Below are 16,003 nucleotides of genomic sequence, written 5' to 3' on the forward strand. Positions count from 1 at the left end.
TGCTCTAGTTCTTGATTTGTTCTAAAATCGCGCTCTCCGTCGATTCGACGGGGAGCGTTTTTCTTTCGTTTTCAGGCTTGTGGAAGAGTCAAGGTGCGACGCCCGCGAGACAAGGAACGGTGTGAGAATCGAGGACAGCGAGGACAGATCGGGAGGAGTCCCGGCTTCGTGTCCGCCCGGCAACTTTTAGGACACCAATTGCGGTCTAAGAGACTCTAAACCCTTATCTGTTTCCGGAGCGCCAGATGGCCACCGCCAATGCCCTGATCGCCCGCCTCGAAACCGCCGAGCCGCAGTTTCGGACGCCCCCCAGCAACATCGAAGCCGAACAGGCTCTGCTGGGCGCGATTCTGGTCAACAACGACGCCTATTACCGCGTCTCGGACTTCCTCGAGGCCGCTCATTTCATCGAAGACCTGCACAGGCGCATCTACGAGGTCGCCACGAGCCTGATCAAGGCCGGCAAGGTCGCGACGCCGATCACCATGAAGACCTTCCTGGGCGACCAGGATCTCGGCGGCATCACGGTCTCCCAATATCTCGCGCGCCTCGCCGCCGAGGCGACGACCGTCATCAACGCCGAGGATTACGGCCGCACGATCTACGACCTCGCGGTGCGCCGGAACCTGATCAATATCGGCGAGGAGATGGTGAACGTCGCCTTCGACGCGCCGGTGGATTCCTCGCCGCGCGACCAGATCGAAGAGGCCGAGCGCCGCCTGTATTCCCTTGCGGAAACCGGCCGGTCCGATGGCGGCTTCCAGCGCTTCTCCGACGCGCTCACGGCCGCCATCGACATGGCGGCCGCCGCCTACAAGCGCGAAGGCGCCCTCTCGGGCATCTCGACGGGTCTCATCGACCTCGACAAGTCTCTCGGCGGCCTGCAGCCGTCCGACCTTGTCATCCTGGCCGGACGACCGGCCATGGGTAAGACCTCGCTGGTGACCAACATCGCCTTCAACATCGCCAAGGCCTATCGGGCCGAGAAGCAGCAGGACGGCAACCTGAAGACCGTCAACGGCGGCATCGTCGGCTTCTTCTCCCTCGAAATGTCGGCCGAGCAGCTCGCGACCCGTATCATCGCCGAGCAATCGGGCGTGCCGTCCTACAAGATCCGCCGCGGCGACATGCGCGAGGACGACTTCTACAAGATCACGGAAGCCGCGCGCGAGATGCAGTCGATTCCCTTCTACATCGACCAGACCGGCGGCATCTCCATCGCGCAGCTCACGGCCCGCGCCCGGCGCCTCAAGCGCCAGCGCGGCCTGGACATCCTCATCGTCGACTATCTGCAGCTCCTGTCCGGCTCGGCCAAGAAGGGCGAGAACCGGGTGCAGGAGCTGACCGAGATCACCACCGGCCTCAAGGCTCTCGCCAAGGAACTGTCCGTCCCGCTCATCGCCCTGTCCCAGCTCTCCCGTCAGGTGGAATCCCGCGACGACAAGAGGCCGCAGCTCTCCGACCTTCGTGAATCGGGCTCGATCGAGCAGGACGCCGACGTGGTCATGTTCGTTTACCGCGAGGAGTACTATCTGAAGAACAAGGAGCCGAAACCCGGCACCGAAGAGTACTTCAAGTGGCAGGCGGAGATGGATCAGGTCCACGGCAAGGCCGAGGTCATCATCGGCAAGCAGCGTCACGGTCCCACGGGCACCGTGCAGCTCGCGTTCCAGGCCGACATCACCCGCTTCACCGACCTTGCGGATGAAGACAAACTTCCCGATCGGATTGGCGATTGACCAAGCATAACTCCCAGAATGAAGACCCGGGCGGCATCCCCGAGAACGCCGCCGGAGGCCTCCTCCACATCGACCTCGATGCCCTGGCGTCCAACTGGCGTACCCTTCGCGACAACGCGGGCGGCGCGGAGACGGCCGCCGTCGTCAAGGCGAACGCCTACGGCATCGGCATCGAGAAGGCCGTTCCCGCCCTGGCCCAGGCCGGCTGCCGCACGTTCTTCGTGGCGCACTTAAGCGAGGCGATCCGCGCTCGCGCCGTGGCGCCGGATGCGACGATCTATGTGCTGAACGGCCTCTTCGCCGGCACCGGGCCGACTTGCGCGGAGCACAATCTGCGCCCCGTCCTCGGCTCCTTCGAAGAAATCGAGGAATGGGCCGGGTTCTGCCGGACTGAGAGCCTGAAGCGCCCCGCCGCGATCCACGTCGATACCGGCATGAACCGGCTTGGCCTCACGGTTCCGCAGGGGCTGACGCTCAAGGACCGGGCGGAGCTGAAGGATTTCGAGCCCGCGCTCCTGATGAGCCATTTCGTGAGCGCCGAGGAGAGCGACAACCCGCTGAACCGCCAGCAGATCGAGGCTTTCCAAGCCGTGCGGTCGTCTCTTCCCGGCCTTCCAGCCTCGCTCCCGAATTCGTCGGGCATCTTCCTCGGCGACAAGCCTCCCTACGACCTGGTGCGGCCAGGCTATGCGCTCTATGGCGGCAATCCGACGCCGGACCGGGACAATCCCCTGAAACCGGTCATCGGCCTGGAGGCCCGCATCGTGCAGCTGCGCTGGGTCGAGGCGGACCATACGGTCGGCTATAACGGCCGCTGGCTGGCCCTGGAGAAGCGCCGCATCGCGACCCTCTCCGTCGGCTATGCGGACGGCTATCCGCGGTCCGCGAGCGCGCGCGGCAAGAGCGGCGACAACCTGCTCGCCGGCATGACCCTGGTGGCGGGCCATCCCTGCCCCTTCGCCGGCAACGTCTCCATGGACCTGATCACCATCGACGTCACGGCAGTGCCGGAGAACCAGATCCGGCGCGGTGATACCGTCACTCTGATCGGCGGCGACCTGACCATCGACGAGGTCGGCCGCCGGTCCGGCACCATCGGGTATGAGATCCTAACCAATCTCGGTTCGCGCTATGCCCGCGTCTATCGCGGAGGCCAGGGCTGATGGCCAAGCGTCACCCCTCCTTCGTATGCCAGGAATGCGGCGCGGTCTATAACCGCTGGAAGGGCAAGTGCGAGGCCTGCGGCGGCTGGAACACAATCGCCGAGGAGGCAGGCTCCGCCAGCCCCATGGCGGGGCCCGTCGCCACGCGACCGTCCCGCGCCAAGGGCCGGATCTTTCCGCTCGAAGGGCTCTCCGGCGAGACCAAGGAAGCCCCGCGCACGCCCTCCGGCATCGCCGAGCTCGACCGGGTCACCGGCGGCGGCTTCGTGCACGGCTCGATCATCCTGCTCGGCGGCGATCCGGGCATCGGCAAGTCCACCCTTCTCATGCAGGCCTCCGCGGCTCTGGCCAACCGGGGCGAACGCGTCGCCTACATTTCGGGCGAAGAAGCGGTGGCCCAGGTGCGCCTGCGGGCCGAACGCCTCGGCCTCGGCCAGGCTCCCGTCGAGCTCGCCTCCGAGACGAATGTCGAGGACATCATCGCCACCCTGAGCCAGGGTCGCCCGCCCGCACTGGCCATCATCGACTCGATCCAGACCATGTGGACCGAGACAGTGGAGTCGGCGCCCGGCACCGTGACCCAGGTCCGTGGCTCCGCCCAGGCTCTTATCCGCTTCGCCAAGACGACCGGCACCGCCGTGATCCTGGTCGGCCACGTGACGAAGGACGGGCAGATCGCCGGCCCCCGCGTGGTCGAGCACATGGTCGACGCGGTGGTCTCCTTCGAGGGCGACACGGGCCACCACTTCCGGATCCTGCGCGCGGTCAAGAACCGCTTCGGCCCTACCGACGAGATCGGCGTGTTCGAGATGTCGGACCAGGGGCTGCGGGAGGTCTCCAACCCGTCCGAACTTTTCCTCGCGGGACGCGACATGGCCACGCCCGGAACGGCGGTCTTCGCCGGGATGGAAGGCACGCGTCCGCTTCTCGTCGAGATCCAGGCCCTTGTGGCTCCGACGTCCCTCGGCACTCCGCGCCGGGCCGTCGTCGGCTGGGACCAGAGCCGCCTGTCCATGGTGCTGGCCGTGCTGGAGGCCCATGGCGGGCTGAAGCTCGGCATGCACGACGTCTATCTCAACGTCGCCGGTGGCTTGCGCATCACGGAGCCCGCCGCCGACCTGGCGGCCGCCGCGGCCCTGGTGTCGTCCCTGTCCGGCAATCCCCTGCCGCCGGACACGGTCTATTTCGGCGAGATGGGCCTGTCCGGCGCCATCCGGCCCGTTGCCCAGGAGCAGGCGCGGTTGAAGGAGGCGGCGAAGCTCGGGTTCTCGGGCGCGGTGGCACCAGCACCGCGTTTGGACAAATCCAAAAAGGAAAAGCTGCCGCTGGCGTCCTCTTCCATTGGCCACATCACCGACCTCGTCGCCGGGATCGCGGCTCGTCGCCGGAAAGCGTCGTGACGGGACCGGCGACGTTTTCCACCTCGGCCATATGGCCTAGTTGATATCTTGTTGCATTTAACCTGTATTTGAGACCTGCTTCTGGCCCATTGTGAACTGTTCCTGGTGGGCATGTCCGGAAGTCTCCGGGCTTCCAATGCTGGATGAAGGACCCAACATGCCTGCAACGACCACCCTCTCTTCGCTGAACGTCGCCGAAAACCCGGAAAACGGCACCGTCATCGGCCGCCTGGGAGTCCAGGGCGGCGCACCGAATGAAACCTTTACCTTCACGCTGGCGAGCAGCCTGAGCGACCGCTTCGAGATCAAGCGGGTGACGGAAAACAACGAGACCTACTCCGTGCTCGCCGTCAAGACAGGCGGAAGCCTGTTCGATTTCGAGACGGACGACCTGAACCACTTCGAGATCTCCATCTCCGCCAGCAGCACCAACTCCACCGGCGGGACGGTCGTTGCCAACAAGTCGTTCCTCATCGACGTCACCAACGTCAATGAAGCGCCGACCGATATCCTCCTGTCGAACGCGACCATTGCCGAGACCGCAAGGGCCGGCACGGAGGTCGGCCTCCTGACGGCGCTCGATCCCGATCTGGCTGGGCTTACGGCTGCCGTGATGCCGACCTTTACCCTGGTCGAGAGCGCAGGCGGTCGCTTCCAGATCGTCGACAACAAGCTCGTCGTCGCGGCTGGCGCAACGTTCGACTACGAGACGGCCTCCTCGCTTCAGGTCAAGGTCAAGGTGACCGATATGGGCGGCCTCAGCTTCGAGAAAACCCTGTCGATCAGTGTCACGGACGTGAGCGAGGTCGGCGGCTCGGCACGCAACGACAAGATCCGCGGCACCGCGGAGGCCGACGTCATCAATGGCGGCGCCGGCAACGACTGGATCTGGGGCAACGGCGGCAACGACACCATCAACGGCGGAAGCGGGAAGGACATCCTCTTCGGCGGCGACGGCGCTGACACCTTCGTGTTCGACAGCCCCTTCAAGAAGGGTCATTTCGACCAGATCAGAGATTTCAAATCCGGAGAGGACAAGATCCTCTTCGATCTGGATGCTCTGAAATCGTTCAAGGTCAAAGCCTCGAAGAGCGATCTGTTCGGCCTCTCCAAGAAGGGGCATCCGGACAAGAAGTCGTCGGTCGGGCTCGACAAGGTCTTCAAGGAAGGCAAGCTGGAGAAGAAGTTCTTCACGGTCGGAACCACCTCCAAGGATGGGAACGATTACGTCGTCTACAACAAGAAGAACGGCACGGTTTATCTCGATGTCGACGGATCAGGCGGCGCGAAGCCGGTCGAGATCCTCAAGCTGAAGCCGGGGGCGGCCCTCTCCTTCAACGACTTCCTCTTCATCTGAGGTCGAGCATCATCGGCTTTTGCGGCTCCGGCGGCACTCGCCGGAGCTTTTTCATGTCTGCACGATCATGGCGGACGGGTGCCCTCGCTGGTCCATTCCTTGCATTGGCGGAGGACGCGCCGTGCCTCGGGTCGTCGGTCGGGTGCCGCTCCAGACATCGGGCGGACCCGGAGGAACGGCTCATCCGAGGCTTCAGCGACTCATGTGGACAAAACCACGCGGCATCTCCGGCTGACGATCTCTTCCACCATCCATGTGACAGATATCCTTGCGGGAATGAGAATGGGACGAGGCACGAAATGAAAGAACAGAATGCCGTTCGGGCAGGACGAAATACCGCTTGACGGATTATTGTCACGATACAACAGTATATCGTGTCAGTCGGCGAGCTACCGGTCATAAAGTCGGGCGAGCTCCAAACCTGTGGGGATGAAGATGGCGAAGAACCTCTCGAATGCTCCGGCTTCCGCGCTCGACGGCCCGAGTCTCACCAAAAAGGGCAGCTTCGACATTACCGAGTTCAGCACTCCCAGCCTGGCCAAGAAGGGCAGCTTCGACATCACTGAGATCAGCAGTCCGAGCCTCGCCAAGAAAGGCAGCTTCGACATTACGGAGTTCAAGTCTCCCGCTCTCGATTCGACGACGGAGACCCTTTTCAACTTCAAGGCCGGTGATCTGATCCTCATCTAACGACGTGGCTTCGGCCCGGCAAATCGCCGGGTTTTTTGATTGGGCGGGCCGTTTTGCCCTGGCCCTCCTGCCGCAGGTCCCACTGCAAGGGTGACGAAAGCCTTTGTTAACGCTATAGAGCCAGGCTCCAAACCCGCGAAGGCGGCTTCATTCCTGTCATTTTGCGTAGGCCCGGCCCATGCCCGTTTCCGTTCTGGACCTCGTCGTCATCGGTATCGTCCTGATCTCGGCTCTTCTTGCTGCAGTGCGCGGCTTCACCCGCGAGGTGCTTGCCATCGTGGCCTGGGTCGTCGCGGCCGCTGCGGCCTGGTACCTGCATCCGACCGCCCTGCCGATCGCGCATCAGTATATCAGCAGCAATACGGTGGCGCTCGTGGCGGCCATCGGCGGCATCTTCGTCGTGACGCTGATCATCGTGTCGATCATCACGGTGCAGGTCTCCGATCTGATCCTCGATTCCCGCATCGGCGCCCTCGACCGGACGCTCGGGCTCTTCTTCGGCGCCGCGCGCGGTTTCCTGATCTGCGTGATCGGCTGGGCATTCCTCGGCTGGCTTCTCCAAGGCAAGGAGCCCGAATGGGCGGCCTCCTCGCGCACTCGTCCGGCTATGGAGAACACCCGCGACAACATCATCGCCATGCTGCCCGAAAATGCCGAGGCCCTGCTCCAGCGCCTGCGCAACAAGGAAGCGCCGGCCGAGACCGAACCGGCGGAGCCCGATCCTCAGCGCCCGGCGGCCCCTGCGGCTCCCGCCCCGCAGCCGCCGCAGCGTCGCAGCTGAGGCGCCCGACGAACGGACGAGAAGAGGTTCGCTTTCCGGCGTAGGCCGCTGCGCGGACTTAAGAGAACCTGGATCGAAGACGAATGTGCAAACCTGCATTTGCATCCGATCCCGCTTCACGTTTCCGACAGCGGCAGAATAGCCATTGGCGTTTAGTCGAATGCCGACTACATAAGGGCGGCGCCGGTGGGGGCGCGAATCCCAAAGGTATGATCATGTCTGCTTTGTCTGAGACGTGGCAGGTCACCCCGAAGCAGGTGAACCTGGACCTCGACGGCGATACCCTGCGCGAAGAATGCGGTGTCTTCGGCATCTACGGACACCCGGATGCCGCCGCCATCACGGCGCTTGGGCTCCACGCCCTCCAGCATCGCGGCCAGGAGGCGGCAGGCATCGTCTCCTATGACGGATCGGTCTTCCACTCGGAGCGCAAGCTCGGCCTCGTCGGCGACAACTTCTCCGACCGGGCGACCATCGAACGCCTCGAAGGCCTCTCCGCCATCGGCCACACCCGCTACTCGACAACCGGCGAGACCGTCCTTCGCAACGTGCAGCCCCTTTTCGCCGAACTCGACGGCGGCGGCTTCGCCGTTGCCCATAACGGCAACCTGACCAATGGCCTGACCCTTCGCCGCAACCTCATCCGTGACGGTGCCATCTGCCAATCCACCACCGACACGGAGGTGATCGTCCACCTCGTGGCACGCAGCCGCAAGGACCGGGTCATCGACCGCTTCGTGGAAGCCATCCAGAAGCTCGAGGGCGCCTATGCCCTGGTGGCGCTCACGAATAAGAAGCTGATCGGCGCCCGCGACCCGCTGGGCATCCGCCCGCTGGTGCTCGGCGAGCTCGACGGCCGGTACATTCTCGCCTCCGAGACCTGCGCGCTCGACATCATCGGCGCCCGTTTCGTCCGCGACATCGAGAACGGCGAATGCGTGGTGATCTCGGACGAGGGCATCGAGTCCTTCCGCTTCGTCCCGGAGCAGACCGCCCGCCCGGACATCTTCGAGTACATTTATTTCGCCCGCCCCGATTCCGTCGTGAATGGCCGCAGCGTCTACGAGGTCCGCAAGGGCATGGGGCGCGAGCTCGCCCTGGAATCGCCGGCCAATGCCGACGTGGTGATCCCGGTGCCCGATTCCGGCGTGCCGGCTGCCCTGGGTTACGCCCAGACCTGCGGCCTGCCCTACGAACTCGGCATCATCCGCAACCATTACGTGGGCCGCACCTTCATCCAGCCGACCCAGTCGGTGCGGGAACTCGGCGTGCGCATGAAACACTCGGCCAACCGCTCGGCGATTGCCGGAAAGCGGATCGTGCTCGTGGACGACAGCCTCGTGCGCGGAACCACCTCGGTGAAGATCGTGCGCATGATGCGCGAGGCCGGAGCGAAGGAAGTCCATTTCCGCATCTCCAGCCCGCCGATCACGCATCCCGACTTCTACGGCATCGACACGCCGGAGAAGGAGAAGCTCCTCGCCGCCACCCACGATCTGGAGCAGATGCGCCAGTATATCGGGGCGGATTCCCTTGCCTTCCTGTCGATCGAGGGCGTCTATCGCGCGATGGGCGAGAAGGGCCGCAACCCGGCGCAGCCGCAATTCACTGATCATTGCTTCACGGGAGATTACCCGACGCCGCTGACGGACCTCGCCGTCGCGACGCCGCGCCGTCTCGCCGTTCTGGCCGAAGCCGACTGAGAATTCCCATGGACAAGCCTCTCCAGAACCGCGTCGCGGTCGTCACCGGCGCTTCGCGCGGCATCGGCCGCGCGGCGGCGCTCGCCCTTGCCGAAGCCGGCGCCCACGTGATCGCGCTCGCCCGTACGCAAGGCGCACTCGAATCCCTCGACGACGAAATCCGCGCCAAGGGCGCCTCGGCCACTCTCGTGCCGGTGAACCTGAAGGATTTCGACGCCCTCGACCGCCTGGGCGCCGCGATCTACGAGCGCTGGGGCAAGCTCGACATCCTGCTCGGCAATGCGGGCCAGCTCGGCGAGCTTGCGCCGATCACCCATATCGACCAGCCCGTGTGGGACGAGGTGATGGCGGTCAACGTGACGGCCAATTATCGCCTCATCCGCTCACTCGATCCGCTGCTGCGCGCCTCGGATGCCGGCCGCGCCATCTTCATCACGTCCGGAGCCGCCCACAAGCACAAGGCTTATTGGGGCGTCTATTCCGTGTCGAAGGCTGCTCTCGAAGCCCTGGTGCGCACCTATGCGGCCGAGACGGAGACGACTCCCGTGCGGGCCATGCTGCTCAATCCCGGTCCGCTCCGCACGGCCATGCGCCGTACGGCGATGCCCGGCGAGGATCCGCTGACCCTGAAAACGCCCGAAGACCTCGCGCCGCATATCGTGAAGCTCGCTCTTCCTTCGTGGACCCAGACCGGCAAGATCTACGACTTCACGCAGGACGGACGGATCATCGAGCCGCAGATGCCGGCCTGAGACTTGGCCGGGCAAGGCTGATCTTCACACCCCCACGTCATCACCGGCCTCGTGCCGGTGATCTCGCTTTTCACGAGCGCGACATCTTCGCATCCACGCCGCTCGTGGGCGCCGTTAACTGTGCTTCCCGATAGGCTTTCCGTCCGGTCCCTCGTTCGTTGACTTGCGGGGGCGAAGCCTCATCTTACGGGGCGGGACAATGTCCCGAAATCCTTGGCGGATTGGGGCTCACGTCGATGATGCCGATCCAAAGGCATGATGCCGTCCCGCCATACCGGTAAGAGCCCGGATGACCTTTCCCCATTTCCGTTTCCGGCCAGAACTCCTTCCGCGCGACGACATCGGCGCGGCGGGCGATCTGCAAAGGCTCACCATGCTGACCGTCTACGACTGCATCGTCTCCGAGCACGATCTCCGGCTCGTCGCCCTGGCGGCCCTGGTCTGTGCGCTGGCGTCGCTGACGGGGATCAATCTGCTCCATCATGCGCGCCGCACGCACGGCCGCGGTCAATTCGCGTGGCTGGCCATCGCCGCCGCCTCGACCGGCTTCGGGATCTGGGCGACGCATTTCATCGCGATGCTAGCCTTCTCCCCGTCGCTGCCGACCGCCTACAACGTCACGCTGACGATCGTCTCCCTGATCGCGGCCGTGATGCTGACGGGAATCGGTGTCGGCACCGCCCTGCTGTCGCGTCTTGCTCTCGCCCCCTGGATCGGCGGCGCCGTTGTCGGCGGCGGCATCGCGGTGATGCACTACACCGGCATGGCGGCCTTCGAGGTTGCCGGCATCATCGCATGGGATTCCGCGCTGGTGGCAGCGTCGATCCTGCTGGGAGGCCTCCTCGGGGCGGCGGCTCTCGCGACCACGCTCAAGGGTTCATCACGCGGAGTCAAACTCGTCGGCGCGCTGCTGCTCACGATCGCAATCTGCAGCCATCATTTCACCGCCATGGGGGCCGTCAGCATCACGCCCGATCCCAGCATCGCGCTCTCGCCCTCGGCCATCCATACCGAATGGCTCGCCAGCGGCGTGGCTTTCGTCAGCCTCTCGATTCTGCTGCTTGCCGTCCTCGCCCTGAGCCTCGACATCCGGGAACGCCGCCGCGCCTCCCTGGAGATGCAGCGCATGCGCGACCTCACGGACGCGGCGGTCGAGGGCCTCGTCCTCTGCGACGGGGATTCCATCGTGACGGTCAACCAGAGCTTCGCACGTCTGACCGGTCTCACGTCCGAACAGATCGCCGGCCAGTCCCTCGCCGCGTGGGTTCCCGACAGCGCCAAGCGTGACACGCTGTTCGGCTGGCCGGGACAGGCGGTCGAAACCGACCTGCGGAATGCGGACGGCACTCTCCTCCCCGTCGAGCTGATCGCCCGGCAGATCACCTACAACGGCACCCCGCACAACGTGGTCGCCTTCCGTGATCTTCGCGATCGCCGGGACGCGGAGGCCCGGATCCGCTATCTGGCCCATCACGATGCGCTCACCGGACTCGATAATCGCACGAGCTTCGATTATCGCCTCGACCGCGAGATCCGTCTGCATCGGCGAACCAAGCGGCAGATGGCACTCCTGTGCCTCGATCTCGACGGCTTCAAGGACGTCAACGATCTCTATGGCCATGCCACCGGCGACCGGGTGCTTCAGGATATCGCGAAACATCTCTCCTCGGCTCTCGTGGACGGGCAGATGCTGGCGCGGCTGGGCGGCGACGAGTTCGCCATCATCGCCCCTCACGTGACCAACCCGACCCAGGCCGGGCAACTGGCCGATGCGCTTCTCAAAGCCCTGAAATGGGACGAGGAAGGCGTTCCCATCGGTCTCGTGTCGGTCAGCATCGGCATCGCGCTTTATCCCTCCGACGGGAAGGACCGCACGGAGCTCCTCTCCAGCGCCGACGCGGCCCTCTATCGTGCCAAGACGGAGGGCAAGGGCACCTACCGGTTCTTCGAAGCGTCCATGGGGGCCCAGATCCGGGAACGCCGCAGCATCGAGCACGACCTGCGCAGTGCGATCGCCAACAACGAGCTGAGCCTCGCCTATCAGCCGCAGGCGCAGGTCGATACGGGCGAGGTCAACGGGTTCGAGGTCCTCCTGCGCTGGAACCACCCGACGCGCGGCAGCGTCTCGCCGGCGCTGTTCATTCCGATCGCCGAAGAGAGCGGACTGATCCTGAAGATCGGCGAGTGGGTGATGCGGGAAGCCTGCCGGGAGGCCGCGAGCTGGAAGCGGCCGCTGAGCGTCGCGGTGAATGTCTCGGCGCTGCAGCTGACCAGTGACGGCTTCGTCGAATTCGTCCAGGCCATCCTGGAGCAGACGAATCTGCCCGCGAAGCGGCTCGAGATCGAGATCACCGAGACGGCCCTGATCCGCGATCCGAACCGTGCGCTGCTCTCCCTTCAAAGGCTGAAGGAAATCGGAGTCAACATCGCCATGGACGATTTCGGCACGGGCTATTCCTCACTCTCGAATCTCCGCGCCTTCCCGTTCGACAAGATCAAGATCGATCGCTCCTTCATCCAGGCGGTTCACGCGAACCCGCAGGCCGCCGCCATCGTACGGGCCGTGCTCGGACTCGGCCGTGGCTTGGGGCTTCCCGTCATCGCCGAGGGCGTCGAGACATCCGAGGAACTGCGCTTCCTCGGCCTCGAGGGCTGCGCGGAAGCGCAGGGCTACCTGTTCGGCCGCCCGGCGCCCATCATGGAATTCATGCAGTTGATTACCGACGAGTTCATGGTGCAGCCGAAGCCGCTCATGCGGGCGGTCGGAGATTGAGCCATCCCGGCGCATCCCGGCCGGGAAGCATGCTTCCCGGCCAGGAGGGTTGCGGACAGTTACACCGGACCTTCCGGGCGCTGATCGCCCGGGGCTGTCGCGGAAAGGTTGTCGGTTTATTCAGCAGCGACGCGGTAGTCACCCTCATCGTTGGCCGGCGGAGCGGCCTCTTCGCTGCGCCTTTGCGTGCGGCGCGGCGCGGCTCCTTCACGCAGGAGCATGTCCTTGTCCGTGCGCTCCGCCTTGTCCTCGCGCAGCTCGCGCTTGGAACGCCGGAGCTGCTTGGCCGTCTTCTGCAGCGCGGCCCGGAAGGCGGCGTAGAGATCCTTGTTCTTGGCCTCGCCAGTCATCATCTTGAGCGCGCCCATCTGCATGTTCACGGTGCAGCGGTAGGTAATGCCTTCGCGCGTCACGTAGACCGAGGCCGCGCTCAGGTGGCCGAAATATTTTCCGGCGACCTGGTTGATATTGGTCTTCGCATATTCGGGAAACGCATCGCCCAGATCGACTGCAGAGCTTTGCACCAGGATGTTGGATTCGGTGCTATCAGGTTTCATTCACTCCTCCGTTGGTGAAGGTTCGATGGCTAACGGCGGCAACCCATGAAAGTTTCGACCTGAAGGAAACAAATCAGCCCCGACCAAAGTTGTGTTCCCTTTATGGTCTTCTTGCACGCGGCGTCTGTTCTCCCACATCCACGACAGCCACGTTGAGTGTCTGCCGCTGATTGTTCCGGAGGATCGTCAGGGACACAGTGTTGCCGATCCCCGTACGTTCCAACTGGTCCGTGAGGTCCGACAGGTGCCGTACGGGATTGCTGCCGACAGCCACGATCACATCGCCGATGATGCCGGCGCGCAGGTTGACGCCACGCAAGCCCGCCTGATCCGCCGGCGAGCCCGGGACGACATCCGCCACGATCACTCCGTTCACGCCGAGCTGGGCCGCGAGGGTCTCATCACCCGCCAGGATTCCGATACCCGGAGTCGGCACGCGGCCGTTGCGGATCAGCTCCGGCACCACGCGGTTGACCACGTCGACGGGAATGGCGAAGCCGATGCCCGCATTGGTGCCGGAGGGCGAGAAAATCGCCGTGTTGACGCCGATGAGCCGGCCCGAGGAATCCAGCAGCGGACCGCCCGAATTGCCCGGGTTGATCGCCGCATCGGTCTGGATCACGTCGGCGACCTCGCGACCGCCGCTGGTCGGGAGGCGTCGCTTGAGGGCACTGATGATGCCGGTGGTGAGCGACTGGTCGAGCCCGAACGGATTGCCGATGGCATAAGCGGTCTGGCCGACTTTCAGATCGGCCGAGCTTCCGACCGAAACCGGCGCCGGCAGTCCTCCCTGACGCTGAACCCGCAGCACGGCGAGATCGTAGTTCGGCGCCCGGCCGACCACATCGGCCTGAAGCACTTCACCGGACGCGAGCCGGACCACGAAGGACGAGCCGTTCTCGACCACATGGTGGTTCGTGACCACATGGCCCGCAGCGTCCCAGAGGAACCCCGTACCCGATGCGGCGGGCTCGCCGCCCGCCGGCCCTCGCCCGGACAAGGCGACCACCTGGACGACCGAAGGAGCGACAGTCTCGAAAACGCGGATCGTCGATCGCTCGTAATCCGACAGATCCCCACGCGCCGCGACCGGACGCGGCTCCCTGGCTGAGAAAAGATAGCCCGTCACGTAGGGCTGCAGCACGAAGAGCGCGAGCAGCGCCGCGATCACCAGCATGACGATTCGTGTTGCCCGATCCTGCATGTTGCATCCCCTGCTCTCTCACTCTCACAACGGACACGCTTGTCCGAAGTTCGACCGCAGCCGGAGCGCTCGAACGGAACGATGCCGTCGAACAAATTCCTCCTGCGAGCGTTCGCCCTCACAACCCGCTCGCAGGAGAAACTTGATGTCACGCAGCCTCGTGATCGCTGGCCTCATGGCCGCAATCAGCCTTCCCGCCCTCGCCCAGCAGCAGAACCAAGCCATCACTCAGCCCACCACCCCGCAACCCGCCGAGACGCAGGCCAATCCCGCCCTCGGCCAGAATGCACAGCAGCGCCAGCAGCGCACGCAGCAAGGCGGAGCGCCGCAGGATACGCAGACACCCATGCGCCAGGGTCAGGCGAGCGCCCCGGCTTCGATGGGCCAGCAGCAGTCGCAGGCCGACGCGCAGTACATCCAGCAGATGCTGACGCTGAGCACCGTCTCCCTGCAGCAGTCGAACTTCGCGCACAGCAAGGCTCAGAATCCCCGTGTGAAGCAGTTTGCCGATTTCGAGATCGCGGAACAGAACCTGCTCACCGATATCATGCATTCCTTCGCCGATCCGAATGCCACCGCCTCCACCACGCAAGGCGCGCAGCAATCCGCCGCAACGGCGCCCGAACTGCCGCAGAAGGACGCGCAGGCCATGGAGCGTCTGTCGAAGGCGCCGGCCGGCGCGGCTTTCGACAAGGATTATGTCGCGCTGCAGATCGAGGGACATCAGGAGCTCCTGCAGCTTCAGGAGAGCCAGCTCCAGAAGGCGTCGGGCAATCGCGAGATGACCAATCTCGCCAAGCTCGCGCGCGGCCAGATCAAGGAGCATCTGGCGCTGCTGCAGGACATGCAGAAGGAACTCGGTCGATAACGAAATCCAGTCTCGCCTGCTCATGACGGCGAGGCCGGAACACCCGTCCTCGACGGGACGTTGCCTCCTGGAGACGCGGGCCGCCAAAGGCCCGCCCGAAACTCAAGAAGAGGAATAGCCCATGGCGCAAGACAAGCGAGGCCGCCCTCCCGAGCCGCCCGTCGACGAGGTGCTGAACGAGGTCGCCCAGGAAGAGACCGGCGACAGCTTCGTTGCAGGCCCGACCCAGCGCAACGACGTCGGCAACACCAAACGTGCGGCCGCGAAAGCGACCGGACTCATGGGAGCCTCGAAGAAGCTCGACCCCGATCTCGACATCGATCATGTGGACGATAACCGCCCGACGAGCGGTTCGAAGGCGGGCATTCGATCCTTCAAGGACGTTCCCGAGGAGGAAGACGACGGAGCCGGCTTCCAGCTGTCGAACGAGGAGATCGCCGAGGGCGTGAACACGACCGCCGCCAAGAGCCCGGCCCCCCGTGGCGCTCAGACGGAGGGAACGACGGGCCCCGGCGGCATGAGCGGCGGCGCTTCGTCCCGCGCGCGGGTTCCGGCGCCCGGCAACGCGGTGGATGTGCCCAAGGGCACCCTCGTGCGCGGCCATCCCACGGCCAGCCAATCCGGGGGACATTCCACCTCCTCCACCGGCGACGAGAAGCCCCCGAAGCGCTCGGCCCGGGCTCATAGCGGTCAACAGCAGCGCCGATTGTCGAAGGGCGGCTCGGAAGAGCGGTGAACCGTCCTTGAACCGTCCTGCCGACACGACGCAGGAACGTCACGCGTGATGGCCGTTCCCGGACCTGATCCCGGACGACGCCCTTCCACGCCATGTCCGGGCTTGACCCGGCCATCTCGATTGTGTGAAGCGCGACGCTCCAAGGCATCGGGATCACCGGCACGGGTCCCCGGATCAAGTCCGGGGAGGTGATGACGTGAGAGGGTGCGGCTGGGCCAGCGTTATGTTCTCACTTTGTTCTTGACAGGGGGATGAACCTTGGCTATATCGTTGCACAGCC

General features: G+C 64.8%; 13 protein-coding genes. 11 read left to right on the top strand and 2 right to left on the bottom strand.

What is annotated here, in order from left to right; translation table 11 throughout:
• Nucleotides 1-245: 245 nt before the first annotated feature.
• From U0023_RS20925 to U0023_RS20965, 9 genes are all read left to right on the top strand, one after another.
• Nucleotides 246-1,739 carry a replicative DNA helicase gene (locus U0023_RS20925; RefSeq protein WP_009491071.1) on the top strand — a complete coding sequence of 498 codons (1,494 nt, stop codon included), beginning with the start codon at nucleotides 246-248 and terminating at the stop codon, nucleotides 1,737-1,739.
• The gene (gene alr, locus U0023_RS20930; RefSeq protein ID WP_009491070.1) at nucleotides 1,736-2,902 is read left to right on the top strand and encodes an alanine racemase; all 1,167 of its coding nucleotides are present in this window, start codon (nucleotides 1,736-1,738) and stop codon (nucleotides 2,900-2,902) included. Before U0023_RS20925 ends, alr begins: the two co-directional genes overlap by 4 nt.
• Nucleotides 2,902-4,302 carry a DNA repair protein RadA gene (radA, locus tag U0023_RS20935; RefSeq protein ID WP_009491069.1) on the top strand — a complete coding sequence of 467 codons (1,401 nt, stop codon included), beginning with the start codon at nucleotides 2,902-2,904 and terminating at the stop codon, nucleotides 4,300-4,302. Before alr ends, radA begins: the two co-directional genes overlap by 1 nt.
• A gap of 157 nt (nucleotides 4,303-4,459) precedes the next feature.
• Nucleotides 4,460-5,659 carry a cadherin domain-containing protein gene (locus U0023_RS20940; protein WP_009491068.1) on the top strand — a complete coding sequence of 400 codons (1,200 nt, stop codon included), beginning with the start codon at nucleotides 4,460-4,462 and terminating at the stop codon, nucleotides 5,657-5,659.
• Between the two features lie 435 nt (nucleotides 5,660-6,094).
• Entirely contained in the window at nucleotides 6,095-6,349 is a 255-nt protein-coding gene (locus U0023_RS20945) for a hypothetical protein (protein ID WP_009491067.1), read from the top strand.
• A gap of 178 nt (nucleotides 6,350-6,527) precedes the next feature.
• Nucleotides 6,528-7,130, top strand: coding sequence for a CvpA family protein (locus tag U0023_RS20950; protein WP_009491066.1), 603 nt, complete (start codon nucleotides 6,528-6,530; stop codon nucleotides 7,128-7,130).
• Between the two features lie 215 nt (nucleotides 7,131-7,345).
• The gene (gene purF / locus U0023_RS20955) at nucleotides 7,346-8,833 is read left to right on the top strand and encodes an amidophosphoribosyltransferase (protein WP_009491065.1); all 1,488 of its coding nucleotides are present in this window, start codon (nucleotides 7,346-7,348) and stop codon (nucleotides 8,831-8,833) included.
• Between the two features lie 8 nt (nucleotides 8,834-8,841).
• On the top strand, nucleotides 8,842-9,585 hold the full coding sequence (locus U0023_RS20960; protein WP_009491064.1) for an SDR family NAD(P)-dependent oxidoreductase: 744 nt from the start codon (nucleotides 8,842-8,844) through the stop codon (nucleotides 9,583-9,585).
• Nucleotides 9,586-9,958: 373 nt separating this feature from the next.
• Nucleotides 9,959-12,358: a bifunctional diguanylate cyclase/phosphodiesterase gene (locus tag U0023_RS20965; RefSeq protein ID WP_040638381.1), complete on the top strand. Its 2,400-nt coding sequence runs from the start codon at nucleotides 9,959-9,961 to the stop codon at nucleotides 12,356-12,358.
• Nucleotides 12,359-12,474: 116 nt separating this feature from the next.
• Here the strand turns inward: U0023_RS20965 and hpf are convergent, their stop codons facing one another.
• Together hpf and U0023_RS20975 are read right to left on the bottom strand one after the other, a co-directional pair.
• Nucleotides 12,475-12,915, bottom strand: a complete 441-nt coding sequence (gene hpf / locus U0023_RS20970) for a ribosome hibernation-promoting factor, HPF/YfiA family (RefSeq protein ID WP_009491062.1) — start codon at nucleotides 12,913-12,915, stop codon at nucleotides 12,475-12,477.
• 100 nt (nucleotides 12,916-13,015) lie between these two features.
• Nucleotides 13,016-14,119, bottom strand: coding sequence for a S1C family serine protease (locus U0023_RS20975; protein WP_009491061.1), 1,104 nt, complete (start codon nucleotides 14,117-14,119; stop codon nucleotides 13,016-13,018).
• Nucleotides 14,120-14,264: 145 nt separating this feature from the next.
• Here U0023_RS20975 and U0023_RS20980 point away from each other — a divergent pair, with 145 nt between their 5' ends.
• Nucleotides 14,265-14,987 (top strand): DUF4142 domain-containing protein, encoded by a 723-nt coding sequence (locus tag U0023_RS20980; RefSeq protein WP_009491060.1) that lies wholly within the window; start codon nucleotides 14,265-14,267, stop codon nucleotides 14,985-14,987.
• Between the two features lie 121 nt (nucleotides 14,988-15,108).
• On the top strand, nucleotides 15,109-15,723 hold the full coding sequence (locus tag U0023_RS20985) for a hypothetical protein (RefSeq protein WP_009491059.1): 615 nt from the start codon (nucleotides 15,109-15,111) through the stop codon (nucleotides 15,721-15,723).
• Nucleotides 15,724-16,003 lie beyond the last annotated feature (280 nt).

The sequence above is a fragment of the Microvirga lotononidis genome (assembly GCF_034627025.1).
Taxonomy (GTDB): Bacteria; Pseudomonadota; Alphaproteobacteria; order Rhizobiales; family Beijerinckiaceae; genus Microvirga; species Microvirga lotononidis.

Bases quoted from the DNA above. Each gene is read 5' to 3' on its own strand.
- U0023_RS20940 (WP_009491068.1), top strand. From the start codon at position 4,460: ATGCCTGCAACGACCACCCTCTCTTCGCTGAACGTCGCCGAAAACCCG.
- U0023_RS20950 (WP_009491066.1), top strand. From the start codon at position 6,528: ATGCCCGTTTCCGTTCTGGACCTCGTCGTCATCGGTATCGTCCTGATC.
- purF (WP_009491065.1), top strand. From the start codon at position 7,346: ATGTCTGCTTTGTCTGAGACGTGGCAGGTCACCCCGAAGCAGGTGAAC.
- U0023_RS20925 (WP_009491071.1), top strand. From the start codon at position 246: ATGGCCACCGCCAATGCCCTGATCGCCCGCCTCGAAACCGCCGAGCCG.
- U0023_RS20960 (WP_009491064.1), top strand. From the start codon at position 8,842: ATGGACAAGCCTCTCCAGAACCGCGTCGCGGTCGTCACCGGCGCTTCG.
- U0023_RS20980 (WP_009491060.1), top strand. From the start codon at position 14,265: ATGTCACGCAGCCTCGTGATCGCTGGCCTCATGGCCGCAATCAGCCTT.
- U0023_RS20985 (WP_009491059.1), top strand. From the start codon at position 15,109: ATGGCGCAAGACAAGCGAGGCCGCCCTCCCGAGCCGCCCGTCGACGAG.
- hpf (WP_009491062.1), bottom strand. From the start codon at position 12,915: ATGAAACCTGATAGCACCGAATCCAACATCCTGGTGCAAAGCTCTGCA.
- U0023_RS20945 (WP_009491067.1), top strand. From the start codon at position 6,095: ATGGCGAAGAACCTCTCGAATGCTCCGGCTTCCGCGCTCGACGGCCCG.
- U0023_RS20965 (WP_040638381.1), top strand. From the start codon at position 9,959: ATGCTGACCGTCTACGACTGCATCGTCTCCGAGCACGATCTCCGGCTC.
- radA (WP_009491069.1), top strand. From the start codon at position 2,902: ATGGCCAAGCGTCACCCCTCCTTCGTATGCCAGGAATGCGGCGCGGTC.
- U0023_RS20975 (WP_009491061.1), bottom strand. From the start codon at position 14,119: ATGCAGGATCGGGCAACACGAATCGTCATGCTGGTGATCGCGGCGCTG.